We start from the raw sequence: 14,895 nt of genomic DNA on the forward strand, positions 1-14,895 counted from the left end.
ATACCCTTACAATATTATAATTTCACCAAAAAACTTAACTCTTTTTTTGTTTTTTACTATATTTTTTTGCTGCAAAAAAGATGTATCCCGACAATAGAATACATCTTTTCCACACTTATTTTACAATTTAAACTATATGAACTAAATTATTTTTGTTTCCTCCAGCTGCTCGGTAAACGCTTCGTTCATCCGGATAATCGGTTTACGAAGTACAAGTCCCATAAAAAGTGCAATCACCAGGAAGATGCCCAGTTTTGCCAGATCTATCCAGTAATCGTTCCCATAACAGCCTCCAACCGATTCCCTCAGGGCTGCCATACTGTGGGTAAACGGCAGAAGCGGATACACAGCCCGGAAAAATTTCGGAGCACATTCAATCGGGAAAGTTCCACCAGTTCCGGCAACCTGCATAACAAGTAAAACCACACTGCCTGCTTTTCCGATATCTCCAAATGAAACCGTCAGCGTATAACTGATCGTGACATAGACTATACTTGAAAACCAGCACCCAAATAAAAACAGAAACGTATGCTCACACTGAATCCCAAGATAATACAGATCTCCCAGTGCAATCAGCGTACTCTGCAACAGACCAAGAATCAGAAATATGATCCAGCGTCCAAGATAAATTTCATGAATTTTGACATTTTTCAGTCCCATCTTTTTTATGCTTTCCTCGGAAACGGTCACTTTTAACATCGCAACCAGCACGATTCCGCCGATCCAGATAGAAAGTGTCGAATAAAACGGTGCCATGGAAGAACCATAATTATCAATTGGATAAATTTTCTTCGTATTCAGTTCCACCGGTGCCGACAGAAAGGCACTGACCCCGGACTTATTATCATAGATCATATGTTCCAGATCCGCATAATCCCCGTTGTCTTTTGCTTTCGTGAGCTTATCCGTAATCTTTTTTATTTTATTTGCAGATTTACGTAAAAGTTTACCGGAATCACCCAGACAGGTCTGTATTTCTGACAGATCCGATCCTGCGGTGTCCGTTAACGTGTAAACACCCTTTGCACTTGCATTGATCTGTTTCGTCAGACCGGTAATGTCTTTTGATGTTTCACCGATCGAATCTTCAAGGTTCTGCAGAGTTCCTTTTACATCATTTTCATATTCTTTGCTGATCTGCTGCAGACGTTTCTGATTTTCTTTTACAAGGGCATCCAAAGCTTTCTTGTCAGAAATCAGACCTGTAGTGGACTTCTTCATGGAAGCCGCATTATCGATCAGATCATCCCGCAGTTCTTCCTGTTTTTCAATAGAACGGTTGATCTTTTCAATCATAGGTCCTATTGAGGAATCGGTTTCCGGATGTTTTTCCGAAAGCTTGATCAAATTATCCCGGAGTGTTGTAAATGACTTGATGTTTTTATCCACCGTCTTTGCTGCTTTTACAAGGGTATCTGCTGTATCCTCACTGCCATTTATTCCATCTTCCACCGTCTGATCCAAAAGCAGGCTCATTTCAGAATATACCTTTTGGCCTGCTTTCAGTGCTTTTCCCACGCTCTCGGTCGCACTGCTTATTGTCGTTTTCATATCGGTAAACGTCTTTTTGGAATTTTCCAGAACCTGTTTTCCATCCGCAGACTCTGTTTTCAGTTCTTTTAAAAAATCAGAAGACGCATTCAGCAGGGACTGGGCAGAAGACGTAATCCCCGAAAAAGTTTCCAGCGTGGACGCAGTCATATCCATGTCATCCGATGCATCCCCAAGATTGTGGATCAGATTATCCACCAGCCGGTCTGCTCCGTTTGCCTCAGCCATATTAGAGACCGACTGAAACACCGTCATTGCCGTGTCGGATATTGTCTTTATAAATACCTGATTCACCTGTTTCTGGATCGCGGTTGCACCCTTGTCGGTCACTTTTGGTGCAATCGCATTTTCCTTGGCGTTGGAATAGTAAATAATTTCCGGCTTTTGAATCTGATCGGAAAACAGACTCATCATCTGGGTACTGAATTTCTCCGGAACAACAATCGCCGCATAATATTGTCCGGATTTTACCCCCTCCATTGCCTTTTCTTTGCTGGTAAATACCCAGTCCATCTGTGTATTTTCCCTTAGTGCGGAAATCACCTGTTCCCCTACATTAATCTCAAGGGGAATCAGACTTCCGGTATATCCCTCATCCACACTTGCCACCGCGACCTTTAAATTTCCCGTATTGTTATACGGGTCCCAGCTTGCCGCAATATTAAACCATGCATACAGACACGGAACGACAAGGACACCGATGACAACAATCATTGCGATTACATTTTTGCGAATCCGTTTCACGTCGTCGATGAAAATTTTCAGAATGTTTTTCATTTGCTGTTCTCCTCCTTCAAAATTTTCATCAGTTCCTCAGAACTCATCTCTCCCAAAACAGATTTCTTTTTCATCTCTTCATGCAGATATTCCACAATCAGCAGATACAGAATCAGTGCAAGTAAAGAAACGATCCACAAAATCAGATAGACCAGTTTGGATTCCAGGCTAAACATCAAAATCAGAAATACGAGTGGTATAACCATCATACAGATAAATCCGGAGCGTACCATAACCGGATAATATTTTTCAAACGCGAGTGTTTTCTCTGTTAATTTCTTTCTCCACGCATCATCTTTCATAATCACCTGCATAATCCGCTGCAGCTGTGGATTATCCCTGCCCTTGGAATCCGTCTCACAGATCATCAGATCGGTTTCTGCAAGTCTGACATCAAACAGATGATTCAGATTCATCAGAAGCGGACGGAGTACAAGCCCGATAAACAATGCGACCAGTAAAAATACCAGCAGTTTTCCCAGGCTGCTTCTATAAGTATGATGATAGTATCCGGCAATACATTCCCGCATTGCGCTGATCGAATAAGAAAACGGAAGCAGCGGATGCAGTTTCTGGAAAAATTCCGGCATCATTTCAATCGGATACGTTCCGGAAGAACCCGGAATCTGTAAAATTACCAGAAGAACCGCCAGTGCTTTTCCCATGTGTTTAAACGTCGATGCCAGTGCAAAGATCAGATTCACATAAACAAAAGAAGTTAACATTCCGGCAAGAATAAATTTTACCGGATGCAAACACTGTACTTTCAGCAGAATAATATCTCCCGCACATACGATAGCTCCCTGAATCAGTCCTATGATAAGAAACAGCAGAATACGCCCGAAATACGCACTTGTCGGTGTAAAATCCGGCACTTCTTTGTCCCGATCTACTTCCTGTTTTAAAATAGAAACCAGTATCAGTCCACCTACCCAGAGTGCCAGGTTTGTATAAAACGGGGTCATTCCTGTTCCGTAATTTTCCACTTCATACAGGACATCCGTCTTTATGTTTACCGGAGAAGACATAAAATTGGAAATATCTTTGGCATCAATCTTTTCCAGTGACAGGATATTCTGATACATATCCGAATTCTGCAGTGTCTGCAGATCCGTGACCGTTTTCTGCAGTTTCTGATCCACCTGTCCCATGACATTGCCCGTCTGTGTAAATACTTTGGAGCTGCTGTGCAATGCAGATTTTAACTGATCCAGCAGATCTCTCATCTGTTTTGTCATGGATGTTATGCTATGTAAGGTTGTTGACAGATCTCCGCTTATATCTGCCAGACCTTCCAGTGACTGATCCAGCTGCGGGTAAATATTTTTGCTGAAATCAATCCGGCTGTTCTGAAAACTCTCACGGTTATCCTCTGCAAGCGTTTCCAGTGAACTTCTCGTATCTTTGGAATTCTTTAACACTTTCCGCATACTGGTATTTGCACTTTTCAATGAATTTACCAGTTTCTGCGCAGAAATGCTCTGCGTCTGCAGCTGTGAAATTTTCTGTCCGACAGATGCTGATAACTGTGTATCTTTTCCAAGATTCTGATTTAACTTTTCCAGATCTTTGAGAAGCTTGGCATTTTTCTCATTGATCCGGGTGATCGTATCGAGACTGTCCTCAACCGCAAGATTTGCCTTATCTGCCTTTATCTCAAACTTATTCAGACTCTTAGAAGCCGAGGACGAAACTTCATCCAGAAAAACTTCCCCGCCGGTCAGCCCATTGGAGAACTGTTTATAAAATTTTCCAAGTGCCGTCTGACTTTTTTCCAGCAATGCAGAAGTTTCTTTTAAAGAAGAAGAGCTGTCCTTTGCTGCCTCATCCACCTGATCTAAAGACTCCTTGATTTCTTTGATCTGTGCATCGGATTTATCTACTTTTTTCTGAAATTCTTTTACCAGCTTCTGATAATCCGTTAAATTATTCTGAACTTCGGTAATGGCAGATGTCAGTTCCGACTGTGTATCGTCCAGTCCTCTGGTAATACTGTCTGCGGAAGACTTTACAATTTCTGATACTGCCGAAGATGCCGTGGCGGAAAATGTGTCGTTGATCTGCTGCTGCACCGTTGTCGCACCGGTATCCGTAATCTTCGGTGCAATGGCATTTTTCTTTTCATTGACATAATAGTCCAGCTTCGGGCGTTTCAGGTCTCCGGAGAGAATACTTACCAGGGAACTGCTGAAATTCTCCGGAATGACGATTGCCGCATAGTAATCTCCTGCCTGAACACCTTCTTTGGCTTTCTCTTCGCTGACAAACTGCCAGCCCAGCGACTTGTTTTCTTTCAGTTTTTCAACAATCGAATCGCCTGCATTCATCGTGATCACGTCGGTTTTGGTCCCTGTATCGCAATTGGCAATTGCCACCCTGATTCCCGAAGTATTTGCATACGGGTCCATGTTTGCGGCAATATTAAACCATGCATACAAAGACGGCAGGAGACATACGCCGATCATAACCAGTGTCGCGGCACGGTTTTTTAACAGACGTCGCACATCCCTGCGGAAAATCTGAAATGCTGTCTTCATTCATTACCTCTTTCTATTCTCAGTTTCTTAATGAAAAAAGGAAAATGGCTTTTTCAGCCATTCCCCTTTTTTATTATAAAGAGTTCTATATGAATGTTCAACCGAAACTTGAAAATTATTAGAACGCATTATTTGGACGCAGATATTAGAATTTTCTCTGTTCACAGAAAACCTATCTTCCTAAAATCATGTCCTTATTTTTTCATCATTGCATACCTTATCATGCCGGCAAACAACAACAAGAGTCCAACCATAATCACTACAGTTGCCGCAACACAAAACCATAACGCGCCCTGCACACCAGAGGCAAAGATCCTGTAATACAATGCAGACGCACAGCCTCCAATGACAAGCCCTATAGCAATGCCATTCCTTCCATATCCGAAAAACTCTTTTGCAAGCATCTGTTTCTCCTGCTTCGGTGTCATGCCGACCGAACGCAGAATGACAAATTCCCGTCTCCGCTGCCACAGATCGGTCAGCACCGTATTACAGATGTTCGTCACACCGATTAAAAGCACTGCAAGCAAAAATCCATAGAGTGCAATTCCATCTACAAACAACAGCATATTGTTTTCCCGGTTCTGCAGATCGCGGTTTCGGATTTCCTCCGGATAAAAATCATAGGTTTTTTCCAGTGCCTGTGTGAGCGTTCCCGGATCGGTACTGGCGTATTTTACGGTAATTTTTGCACCACCCTGCGGATCGTGGGCATCGAGCCATGCATCACTGACAATGATGGTTCCGGAATCTGTATAGCTCTGCGACGTATCGACACCAAACGGCCGCCTGGTTGTGACTGCTGCGATCTGCATCTGATCGGTCATGTCCGGTGTTTTCTCCATCTGTTCTTCGTGGCAGAACTGTCCCCTGATCCAGTCGCCTGGTTTGTAATCTGTCACCTTCCATGTGGTTTCCTTTCCATCCCAGTACCCGGCATACGCATTGTAAAATATCGCACAATCTTTTGCCGTTTCATAGGAAAGTCCCAGTTCTTTCAGGTAATTGCGGTACGCTGTTTCTCCGACTGCCAGTACCTGGATCACTGCGGTTGTCTCATGTTTGAGATCCGGTGCTCCATTTCGTCGGATATGCGTCTGTGTATACGGCACCTCTTTCGTATTCACCATATATGCCGCCGTCCGCAGAACTGCCGCTTCCGTGACGCTTTTTTCCTTTGTGCTCTGCAAAACCGCAGACCGGTTTACCTCCCAGCTTCCCTGCACATCCACCGAAACATTGGCATGATCGTCAAACATATGGTTGCTTTGTCCTACCGAAATCGTCTGTACTCCCATAAAATAGGATACCAGAATAAAAAGCGCCGTACATCCTGCGATTGCAGCCGTGATCGTCCGCTTTTTTGCCCGGCGGCTTTTCTTTGCCTGCCCGCGCATTGCCGCAACCGGAGAACTTTTTGCCGCCTGTTTTGCCGGACGGCGCGCGGAAAGAACAAGAGTGACAGTTGAGAGTAAAATACCGGCGATAAGCATCTGCCATGCCACATGAACATGCAGATACTGTACGGTATTCTGCCCGTACAACAACGCTTTGATAGCAAAAATTCCGCCTGTCGAAAGCAACAGTCCCAGCACAGTTCCCAGGGGAATTGCGGTGCGCCCTGTCAGAAATGCCTCGTAATACACACTTTGCCGAATCTGCCGCGGTGTGGCACCGACCGAGGCAAGCATGCCGTAACTCTTTCGCTTTTCCTCCATGGAAATAGCAAAGCTACTACCGATGCAGCTTACCGCCGCTGCCAGAATGATAACATTTGTGACCGCAACTGCAAGATAGAGCATGTGATACGCCGACTGGCCGATATCCATGCGCTCAAATCTTATCAGCCCCCAGTTTTCATAAAACCGGTACGGAGACCGCTCCATCAGATCATTAATCTGGCGGTTTGTGATGCGTTCATCTTTGATAAACGGAAATTTCTGTACGCCGGGGGTAAGTGTAACACCCACAATATCCGCTGTCGTCTGTGCCCGGTCACGCAGCCCTGCTTTCGTGTACTTGCAATAAATATCCGTGCGCTGCATGTACTTTTCCGGGATATTATCTCCCTTTGGATTCAGATATGTAATTACACTGTAGCCCGGTGCTGTCCACTCCTCAAATCCAAAGTTCGGACGCTGCACAATGCCAACCACCTGAAAAGATGCCGTTAATTTCTTTTTCAGTTTTTCTCCCGTTCGGTAACCACTCGACTGTGTCAGCACATTCCCGTTCTTATCCTCACGTTCGGAAATGTCCAGTGTGATCATATCCCCCACACGATATTCCACGCCACCGTTCGTCATCATATGCCGGGAAAGCAAAATCTCATGATCGTTTTTGGGCATACGTCCCTTGATCAGATGCAGGGCATTTTTCTGCATGGCCCGATTGTCCATTGCGGCCAGATACACATACGGTTTATCGGGATTTTTACTGCCGGAAAGCTTTGCATACCCCAGCCCGACACTCTGGTATGCGGTCGCAACCTTGCGGTTATTTACAATGTGATCCGCCTCCTCACGCGGCACATCGTAAAATACATAGTCATAATCTCCGCTTAAATCCTTTGCATATTCGATCAGTCCCGCCTGACAGGACGAAGCAAAGGAAAAAACTGCGGCAAACAACGCCGTGGCAATGCAGGTTGTGATCCACACGGCAATGGTCTGCCGTCTGTTTTTCTTTCGCTCACGAATTGTCCGTTTTTTCATAATGGAAGTAACCATGCCTATCCCTCCCTTATGATTTTTCCATCTTCAATGACAATCACACGGTCGGCGGTCTTTGCGATCTCGAGATTATGCGTGATCATGATGATGGTCTGTCTGTATTCCTGATTCGCTCTGCGCAACAGCTCAACGATCTCGTCACTGTTCTTTTTATCCAGATTTCCGGTTGGTTCATCTGCCAGAACAATTGCCGGACGGTTGATCAGTGCCCGCCCGATGGATACGCGCTGCTGCTGTCCGCCGGAGAGTTCTTCCGGAAGATGCGTTTTTCTTCCGTTAAGTCCCAGCTCATCGATCAGTTTATCCAGACGCTTTTTATCCACCGTCTGTCCGTCAAGTTCACACGGCAATGTAATGTTTTCCTCCACATTTAATGTCGGGATCAGGTTGAAAAACTGATAGATCAGACCGATCTGCCTGCGCCGGAAAATTGCCAGTTTTTCCGTGCTCAGCGTGTAGATGTCTTCTCCCTGTATCCAGACTTTCCCCTCCGTTGGCTGATCCACGCCGCCTAACATATGAAGCAGTGTCGATTTTCCGCTTCCGGAACTGCCGACAACTGCCACAAATTCGCCCTGTGCGACGGAAAGAGACAGATCATTGACTGCGGTCACACTTGTATTGCCTTTGCCATAGATCTTCGTAAGATGTTCTGTTCTTAAAATTTCCATTGTGTTCTTTCCTCCTCTACAGGTTTCATCTTACGGATGGCAGGTGACATCTCCGTGACATTTTTCAAATTTGTCAGGTTATTTTAAGTATTTTATGATAAAAACGTTGTATCCATTTTCGGATTCAACACTCAGATAAGCATTTTGTTTTTCAAGAATGGCTTTTGCAAGGGGCAGTCCGATTCCGATATTGCTGCTTCCATCGTTTGCGGCACTGTAATAGCGTTCAAAAATTTTCTTTATCTTTTCTTTTGTGATCGGTGCCCCCGGATTTGCTATGGAGACAGACGTATAAACTGCATTATCCGAAAGCGTTACCGTCACGTTTTCGCCCTCTTTGCTGTGCTCAATGGCATTTTTCAGAATGTTTTGTACCGCTTCGCGGTTCCAGTCCAAATCGCCCACCCGCTGCACCTGTGCTTCCATGCCGCAAACGCGGATTTTTACGCCTTTCAGTTCCGCAAAAATTTCCAGATGATCGATTGCCTCCGTAAGCATCCGGTTGACGGAAAACGGCTCTTTTTTCAGTGCAACCATTCCCGCATCCAGCCGGGACAGTTTTAACATAGCTACGATCATCCAGTTCATGGAATAAATCTGCCGGGAGACTTCGCGCAGAAAACGCCTGCGGGTTTCCGGCGGCATCTGCTCATTTTCATTGAGGTTATCCAGCAGAATGGATGCTGAAGTAAGCGGTGTTTTCAACTGGTGGGAAATGTCCGCAACCGATTCTGCAAGCGCGGTCTTTTTCTCTTTTGCGTGGTCGGATTCTTCTTTTAGAAACAGCGTGATCTTGTAAAGCTGGTTTTTCAGATGGCTTAGTTCATCCTCCGTGTTGTCTGCCAGTGCCAGATCATAATGACCGCGGACGATTTCTTCCATGTAATCCGACAGTTCTGCAAGTTTACGACTCCGCCGTTTCTGATAAATGAAAAACAGACCTCCGGCTGCAAGTTCCACCAGCAGCACACCGCCAAGCGTCCTCAAAAGAATCCTGCGTTCCATGGTTTTTGTTCCGGCAATCACCGGTTCCGCCTCTGATATGCCATAACTTTGCAGGATTTTTTCTGCTTCTTTTATTTCTTTCTGATGGGATTTCTGATATGCATGCGGGTGCTCTAACATGCGCATGCACTCTGAGATTTTTTTCTGTCTGGATTCCTCTGTGTCACTGCCATCGTTTTTCAGTACGATGCCTAGCATTGCAGTTACTGCCTCATTTTCTTTTACACGATAGCTGCGAACTGCAAACATTGCCACAGTTGCTGAAAGAACTAAAATAATAACACTGCACAATAGAAACCAGCGGAATAGTTTCTTTGCTTCTTTATTTTCGTATTCCATCCTGTTCTCCTACAGATTCAGCCGATACCCGATCCCGCGCACCGTGACAATCACATTCCCCTCTTTGTCACCAAGTTTTTCGCGCAGACGCTTCATTGTAACGGTCAACGTATTGTCATTGACAAAATTTCCTGCCATATCCCAGATTCCGTTTAAAATTTCCTCGCGCGTAAAAATTTTATGCGGATTGGAAAATAAAGTCATAAGAATTTTGTATTCGAGCTTTGTCACCGCGATCGGTTCCCCGTGCCGATAGACTTTGCCCGTGTCCGGTTCCACCGCAATATTTCCACAGGTCAGCCGCCGGATTTTTTCGGTCCTGCGCAGCACATTGCGGATGCGCGACACCAGTTCCCGATTTCGAAACGGCTTGATCACATAATCATCCGCTCCGAGATCAAATCCGAGCACCACATCTTTTTCCTCATCCTTTGCCGTCAGAAAAATGACCGGTGCAATGTCATGTTCCTTAATTTCCCTGCACAGATCAAATCCGTTTCCATCCGGAAGGGAAACGTCAAGAAGCACAAGATCCACCTGCCTGCCGGCAAGAAGATCCTGTGCTTCTTTCTTTGTTTTTGCCACTAAAAACGTATATTGTTCTTCTGTCAGAAGATATTCTAACCCCATGATGATTGACTCGTTATCCTCGATCAGTAAAATTGTCTCGTTCATACCGCTTTTTCCTCTGTTTTTCAACATTCTGCTTATTATAATAAAAGAAACGAAAGGAAAAGTCCAGCCGGCAATCAGACTTCCAACCGGTGGTATCTTCGTTTTCCCACAGCCATCAAGCAGACCGCAGCCGTTCCACTGCAGAATAACACGGCAAATTCATTTCCTGCAAACGACAGGCACAGATCATTTTCCATAAACCAGCCTCCGCTGGTTGCATACAGTACTGTGGGATTAAAGAATTCCCGGATAAGATCCCACACATTTCCCATCTGCACATAGGCAAGCAGATATGCCCCCATAAAAAGAAGACCCAATACCGCAAACGAAAAATAACTGTTCTGTAAAAACAACTGCACTGCGGCAGTAACAGCCGCAATGATCCCAAGCAGTCCCACAAGCACCACCAGCGCAAGCAAAGAATAACGCCACTGCTCCAGCCGCCAGAACGTGACAAACGGATACATCATCTGCAGCCGCGGCTCTGCAACCATGCATGCCGCCACCGGAACATGCCACAGGTTCTGAAACGGAACCGCTGCAAAAAATACCAAGAGGGTAAACACTGTAAGCAGTCCTGCATAAAACAGCCCGCACAACGTTCCTGCAAGCATTTTCTTTTCCATCATTTTCTTTCCGGTGGTGGTCGCTAAAACCAGATCCTGCGTCTTATATATCCTCTCATAATCCATCAGATACAGCATCGAAAGAATCATCAGAACCGCGGTCTGCAAAATCAGCTTCTTCCACAGTTTTCCATACAAAGTGGAGTGCAGTTTATACCAACTTCCCGGATAAAAGGCATACGTGCCTTCCCCTGTTTTTCTGATCTGTTCCACCCGCTTCTGCAACCTGTCATAATTGCGCACAATCCACATTCCCCAGGCTCCTTGCGGTTCATATCCACTCTTTTTTTCTTTCTGTTCCAGAATCTTACGCATATCCAGTGTATCATACATTCCGCCATAGGTCTTTTTATAGTCCGCATAGGCACTTTCATACTCCGGGCTTGCCGTCTCCTCATCCGTCACAGCCACATGCATCTGCCGCAGTTCCTTTCTCATGCCGGCATTTCCCACATAGGTATAGATACTCAAAAACTGAAACAGCCCGAATGTGATACAGACAATCCACAGAAACGGATGCCGCAGACATTTTCCACACTCTTTTTGCAAAAGGCGCATTCTTTCTCTCCTTTACACTCATCTATCGTCAGAGATCTCTGTAATGATCCCTGTGCATTTTCCACCACAGCACGCACGCGCATGCCAAAATCCACCCCAGAATCCAAAGCTCTTCTGAATAAGGCAGGCTATTTTCATCCATCGGCTTCTGAAACAGATATACAAAAATGTGTATTAGCAAAAAGCCAATCCCTGCGCATGCCGGAATGGCAAATGCAATTCCCGCAATGTAATTGCCTGCCGTTCTTCCGATCAGGTAAATCAAAACAACCGCAGCCAGCACAAACACAAACACCAGCAGCATGTAAAGCAGCATATAGAAACCAAATGGCAGATTTTTACACCACAACTGCAGTCCCGTATCGTCGATACAATCGCCTTTCCAGAATACCGCCAGTCCTTTTATGCCATAAACCAGTACATAAATACCAAATTGTACGATTCCCACAAAACCGCAGCAGACCACAAGTGCCTGAAACTGTCTGTCAAAAATTTTCCGCCCGGTAGCGGTCGTCGCATACAACGGCAGCACATGACATAACCGTTCCCGTACCAGATACGGCAGTGCAAGGATTGCAAAACAAATCAGAAGCAGAATTCCCATCATTCTCATATCTTTTTCTACAATATAAAAAATTCCACCCGGCATTAGAGAGATGCTGTCTTCGTTCTGTAAATTTTTATATTCATCCAGCCGATCGAGCACCTGAAGTTCAAAAAACAGTTTTGAACCTTTTGAATCCTCAAAGACCAGACGCGACAGTTCCTGATCGATTTTCTTTTCCTCATCGGTTAAAGTATCCTTATCAAAAAAGGTTTCCCGTGTCTTCGAAAATTCCTGATAATTCGTAATTTTTGCATCTGCAAGAACCGGATCCGCCGCAATGATCCGGGTGTATGCCTCTTCCAGTTCTTTTCTTTTTTCATCCAGCTTCGACCAGTCCTCACGCGGCAGCGAAGTTCCCCAGCTTTCGATCAGTTCGGCGTAAAACGGCATATCATACGGGGAATCTGTTGTCTGCCCTCCCGCCGGATAAATCGTCACTTCTAAAAACAACTGGTAAAACAGCACCGTAAATACTGCTATAACAAGCAATACCCGGATATCCATGATTTTTTTACATTCTTTTATCAATATTTTCATGCCGGTTCCTCCTGATAAGTAACCAGAAATACATCTTCCAGATTCGGCGTACAATTCCTGCTGCCTTCCTCCGGCTTGCTGCTGTAATAACGCACCTGCATATGTTCCTGCTCCTGCCGCACAGAAAGAATCAGATGCGTGTCTTGAAATGCATCAAACGCACGGTCTTCCATCACGCACTCATACACCTTTCCATCAAGCGTTTTACAAATATTGGAAACCGTGTCCATCCGGTATAGTTTACGTTCTTTTAACAGAATCACCTGATTGGCATTCGACTCAATATCCGACACAATATGCGTGGAAAGAATGACGATCCGGTCCTTTGACAACGTTGACAGGATATTGCGGAAGCGCGCCCGCTCTTTTGGATCAAGTCCCGCAGTCGGTTCATCCAGTATCAGAATTTTCGGATCATTTAACATTGCCTGTGCAATTCCCACCCGCTGGATCATTCCTCCGGAAAATTTTTTCATTTTTTTGTCTGCCACATCAGAAAGTCCGACCAGTTCGAGCAGTTGTTCTATCTTTTCTTTTGCGGTCTGCTTTGGCATATTTTTAAGTGCTGCCAGATAATCCAGATACTGCACGGGTGTGTTGTTTTTGTAATATCCAAACTGCTGCGGCAGATACCCCAGCAGATCCCGGTATTTTTCCCCGAGTTTTGCAACAGGAATCCCATCCCATAAAATTTCTCCCTGTGTAGGAACCAGCAGGGTTGCAATCATTTTTATGAGAGTTGTCTTTCCCGCACCGTTTGGGGCAAGCATTCCGTAAAGCCCATGCTCCATCTCAAGACTGATGTCTTCCACCGCCGGAAATTTTCCGTAACTTTTGCTAACATGCGAAAGAGTAAGCATCTTTTTTCTCCACCTTTCCTATTGATACGAACAAAAGACAAAAGCTTGCGGCAGTGACCGCGCCGTGCACCGCCAGCGGAACCGATGTAAAAAGAAACATCTGCACGCCAGTTTCCGCAAACCTTGCAATCACACACACACACGCCCAGACTGCGATCAGACCTGCATAAAACAGACCACCCGCACCTTTGTGGCAGGCATATACACAGACCGAAGCAAACAAAAACACACTGCTGCTTCCCACCAGAACCATACTCACAAATGCTTTTCCCGAAACATCCGTAAATAAAGCTGCTCCGGTCACATTGACCAGTATCATGATCACGCCTGCATACAGCATGCGAAGTCCCGACAGATAGCTCTGGGAATAATGAAGCGAGCCGATCAGCTCCTGCATGTGGTTCTGCGCATCCAGCCACCATGCCAGCACCGCAAACACCAGAAAACAGACAGGAAATCCTAAAAACACGATGATCATCTGCGTTTCGGGCTGCTTTGCATATGACTGTCCGAGCCATCCGATTCCCAGATACAGACAGGCAACAATAAGCCAGATACTTCCGCTCTGATAAAATATGGCACGAATGCCCGGTCCCCAGTAAATTTCTTTGATTCTTTCCCACAGACTCTGCCGTTTTGGTATTGCTTTTTCCACAATCGCACGACATTCCTTCTGCATAACGCTATCCTCCGGGAATTCTACTGGAAGCAGTGGTATCTTCTGTTCTTTCTCCCATTCCTTTTCCTTCATCTTTGCACCTCCTGCCGAATCCTTTTTAACATCTGGTAAAACCGGGTCTTTACGGTACTCTCCGCAAGATCCATCTCCTCTGCAATCTGCGCAAATGTTTTCTCCTCAAAGCATTTTTTCTGAAAAATGCGAATCCATTCGCGCTCATAGGAAACGACAATATCCATAATCCGGCGAATCTCTTCTTTTTGAACCATATGCTCCGCCAGATCACGCACAGTTTTTTCCTCCTCTGTTTCCCATTGCAGGGGCTGCTGCAGTTTTTCCTTTTTATAACTTTTGCTGCGATAATAATCCGTGATCCTGTTGGCTGCCACACGGTATGCCCAGGTGCGGAAGCCCGCCTTTTTCTCATCAAACGCATAAATTCCCTGCAAAACCGTAATAAAAATTTCCTGTGTCAGATCAAGCGCAAGTTCCCTCTCTCCGGTCTGCCGGTAGGTAAACGCATAGATTTCCCGGTAGTATCGCCGGATCAGTTCATCCGCCGCTTTTTTATCCTGTTTTTTCTTAATTCTGCGGATTAACTGGTTGTCCGTCTGCATGCATGTTCACCGCCTTTATCTCCGTTCACTCAGATATACGAAATATGATACAAAATAGTTTGGATTCTGAAAAGATTTTTCAAAAACAAAAAAGAGCCGGTGCAAAATCAATTTGCACCGGTTT

At 45.2% G+C, this 14,895-nt stretch carries 11 protein-coding genes; all 11 read right to left on the reverse strand.

From position 1 onward, the window contains the following. Positions 1-141 precede the first annotated feature (141 nt). Complete coding sequence (locus M72_RS02775) at positions 142-2,328, reverse strand: YhgE/Pip domain-containing protein (protein WP_055067078.1); 2,187 nt, start codon at positions 2,326-2,328, stop codon at positions 142-144. Beyond that, on the reverse strand, positions 2,325-4,865 hold the full coding sequence (locus tag M72_RS02780) for a YhgE/Pip domain-containing protein (protein WP_055067079.1): 2,541 nt from the start codon (positions 4,863-4,865) through the stop codon (positions 2,325-2,327). Before M72_RS02780 ends, M72_RS02775 begins: the two co-directional genes overlap by 4 nt. Before the next feature lie 194 nt (positions 4,866-5,059). Next, entirely contained in the window at positions 5,060-7,594 is a 2,535-nt protein-coding gene (locus tag M72_RS02785; RefSeq protein WP_055067080.1) for an ABC transporter permease, read from the reverse strand. Between the two features lie 2 nt (positions 7,595-7,596). Then, positions 7,597-8,268 carry an ABC transporter ATP-binding protein gene (locus M72_RS02790; RefSeq protein ID WP_055067081.1) on the reverse strand — a complete coding sequence of 224 codons (672 nt, stop codon included), beginning with the start codon at positions 8,266-8,268 and terminating at the stop codon, positions 7,597-7,599. 78 nt (positions 8,269-8,346) lie between these two features. Beyond that, positions 8,347-9,612 carry a sensor histidine kinase gene (locus M72_RS02795; RefSeq protein ID WP_055067082.1) on the reverse strand — a complete coding sequence of 422 codons (1,266 nt, stop codon included), beginning with the start codon at positions 9,610-9,612 and terminating at the stop codon, positions 8,347-8,349. Positions 9,613-9,621: 9 nt separating this feature from the next. Continuing rightward, complete coding sequence (locus tag M72_RS02800; protein WP_055067083.1) at positions 9,622-10,287, reverse strand: response regulator transcription factor; 666 nt, start codon at positions 10,285-10,287, stop codon at positions 9,622-9,624. A gap of 74 nt (positions 10,288-10,361) precedes the next feature. Then, a complete protein-coding gene (locus M72_RS02805; RefSeq protein WP_055067084.1) occupies positions 10,362-11,471 on the reverse strand; it encodes a hypothetical protein in 1,110 nt (369 codons plus the stop codon). Positions 11,472-11,499: 28 nt separating this feature from the next. Beyond that, complete coding sequence (locus tag M72_RS02810; RefSeq protein ID WP_055067085.1) at positions 11,500-12,615, reverse strand: hypothetical protein; 1,116 nt, start codon at positions 12,613-12,615, stop codon at positions 11,500-11,502. Continuing rightward, positions 12,612-13,475, reverse strand: coding sequence for an ABC transporter ATP-binding protein (locus M72_RS02815; protein WP_022044893.1), 864 nt, complete (start codon positions 13,473-13,475; stop codon positions 12,612-12,614). Before M72_RS02815 ends, M72_RS02810 begins: the two co-directional genes overlap by 4 nt. Further along, complete coding sequence (locus M72_RS02820; RefSeq protein WP_055067086.1) at positions 13,453-14,226, reverse strand: hypothetical protein; 774 nt, start codon at positions 14,224-14,226, stop codon at positions 13,453-13,455. Before M72_RS02820 ends, M72_RS02815 begins: the two co-directional genes overlap by 23 nt. Further along, a complete protein-coding gene (locus M72_RS02825) occupies positions 14,223-14,771 on the reverse strand; it encodes an RNA polymerase sigma factor (protein ID WP_055067087.1) in 549 nt (182 codons plus the stop codon). The genes M72_RS02820 and M72_RS02825 overlap by 4 nt, the downstream gene beginning before the upstream one ends. Positions 14,772-14,895 lie beyond the last annotated feature (124 nt).

Origin of the sequence: Roseburia faecis, from assembly GCF_001406815.1 — a bacterium.
Taxonomy (GTDB): domain Bacteria; phylum Bacillota; class Clostridia; order Lachnospirales; family Lachnospiraceae; genus Roseburia; species Roseburia faecis.

Coding starts and splice junctions, on each gene's coding strand:
- M72_RS02780 (WP_055067079.1), bottom strand. CDS start 4,865: ATGAAGACAGCATTTCAGATTTTCCGCAGGGATGTGCGACGTCTGTTA.
- M72_RS02815 (WP_022044893.1), bottom strand. CDS start 13,475: ATGCTTACTCTTTCGCATGTTAGCAAAAGTTACGGAAAATTTCCGGCG.
- M72_RS02790 (WP_055067081.1), bottom strand. CDS start 8,268: ATGGAAATTTTAAGAACAGAACATCTTACGAAGATCTATGGCAAAGGC.
- M72_RS02785 (WP_055067080.1), bottom strand. CDS start 7,594: ATGGTTACTTCCATTATGAAAAAACGGACAATTCGTGAGCGAAAGAAA.
- M72_RS02820 (WP_055067086.1), bottom strand. CDS start 14,226: ATGAAGGAAAAGGAATGGGAGAAAGAACAGAAGATACCACTGCTTCCA.
- M72_RS02800 (WP_055067083.1), bottom strand. CDS start 10,287: ATGAACGAGACAATTTTACTGATCGAGGATAACGAGTCAATCATCATG.
- M72_RS02795 (WP_055067082.1), bottom strand. CDS start 9,612: ATGGAATACGAAAATAAAGAAGCAAAGAAACTATTCCGCTGGTTTCTA.
- M72_RS02805 (WP_055067084.1), bottom strand. CDS start 11,471: ATGCGCCTTTTGCAAAAAGAGTGTGGAAAATGTCTGCGGCATCCGTTT.
- M72_RS02775 (WP_055067078.1), bottom strand. CDS start 2,328: ATGAAAAACATTCTGAAAATTTTCATCGACGACGTGAAACGGATTCGC.
- M72_RS02825 (WP_055067087.1), bottom strand. CDS start 14,771: ATGCAGACGGACAACCAGTTAATCCGCAGAATTAAGAAAAAACAGGAT.
- M72_RS02810 (WP_055067085.1), bottom strand. CDS start 12,615: ATGAAAATATTGATAAAAGAATGTAAAAAAATCATGGATATCCGGGTA.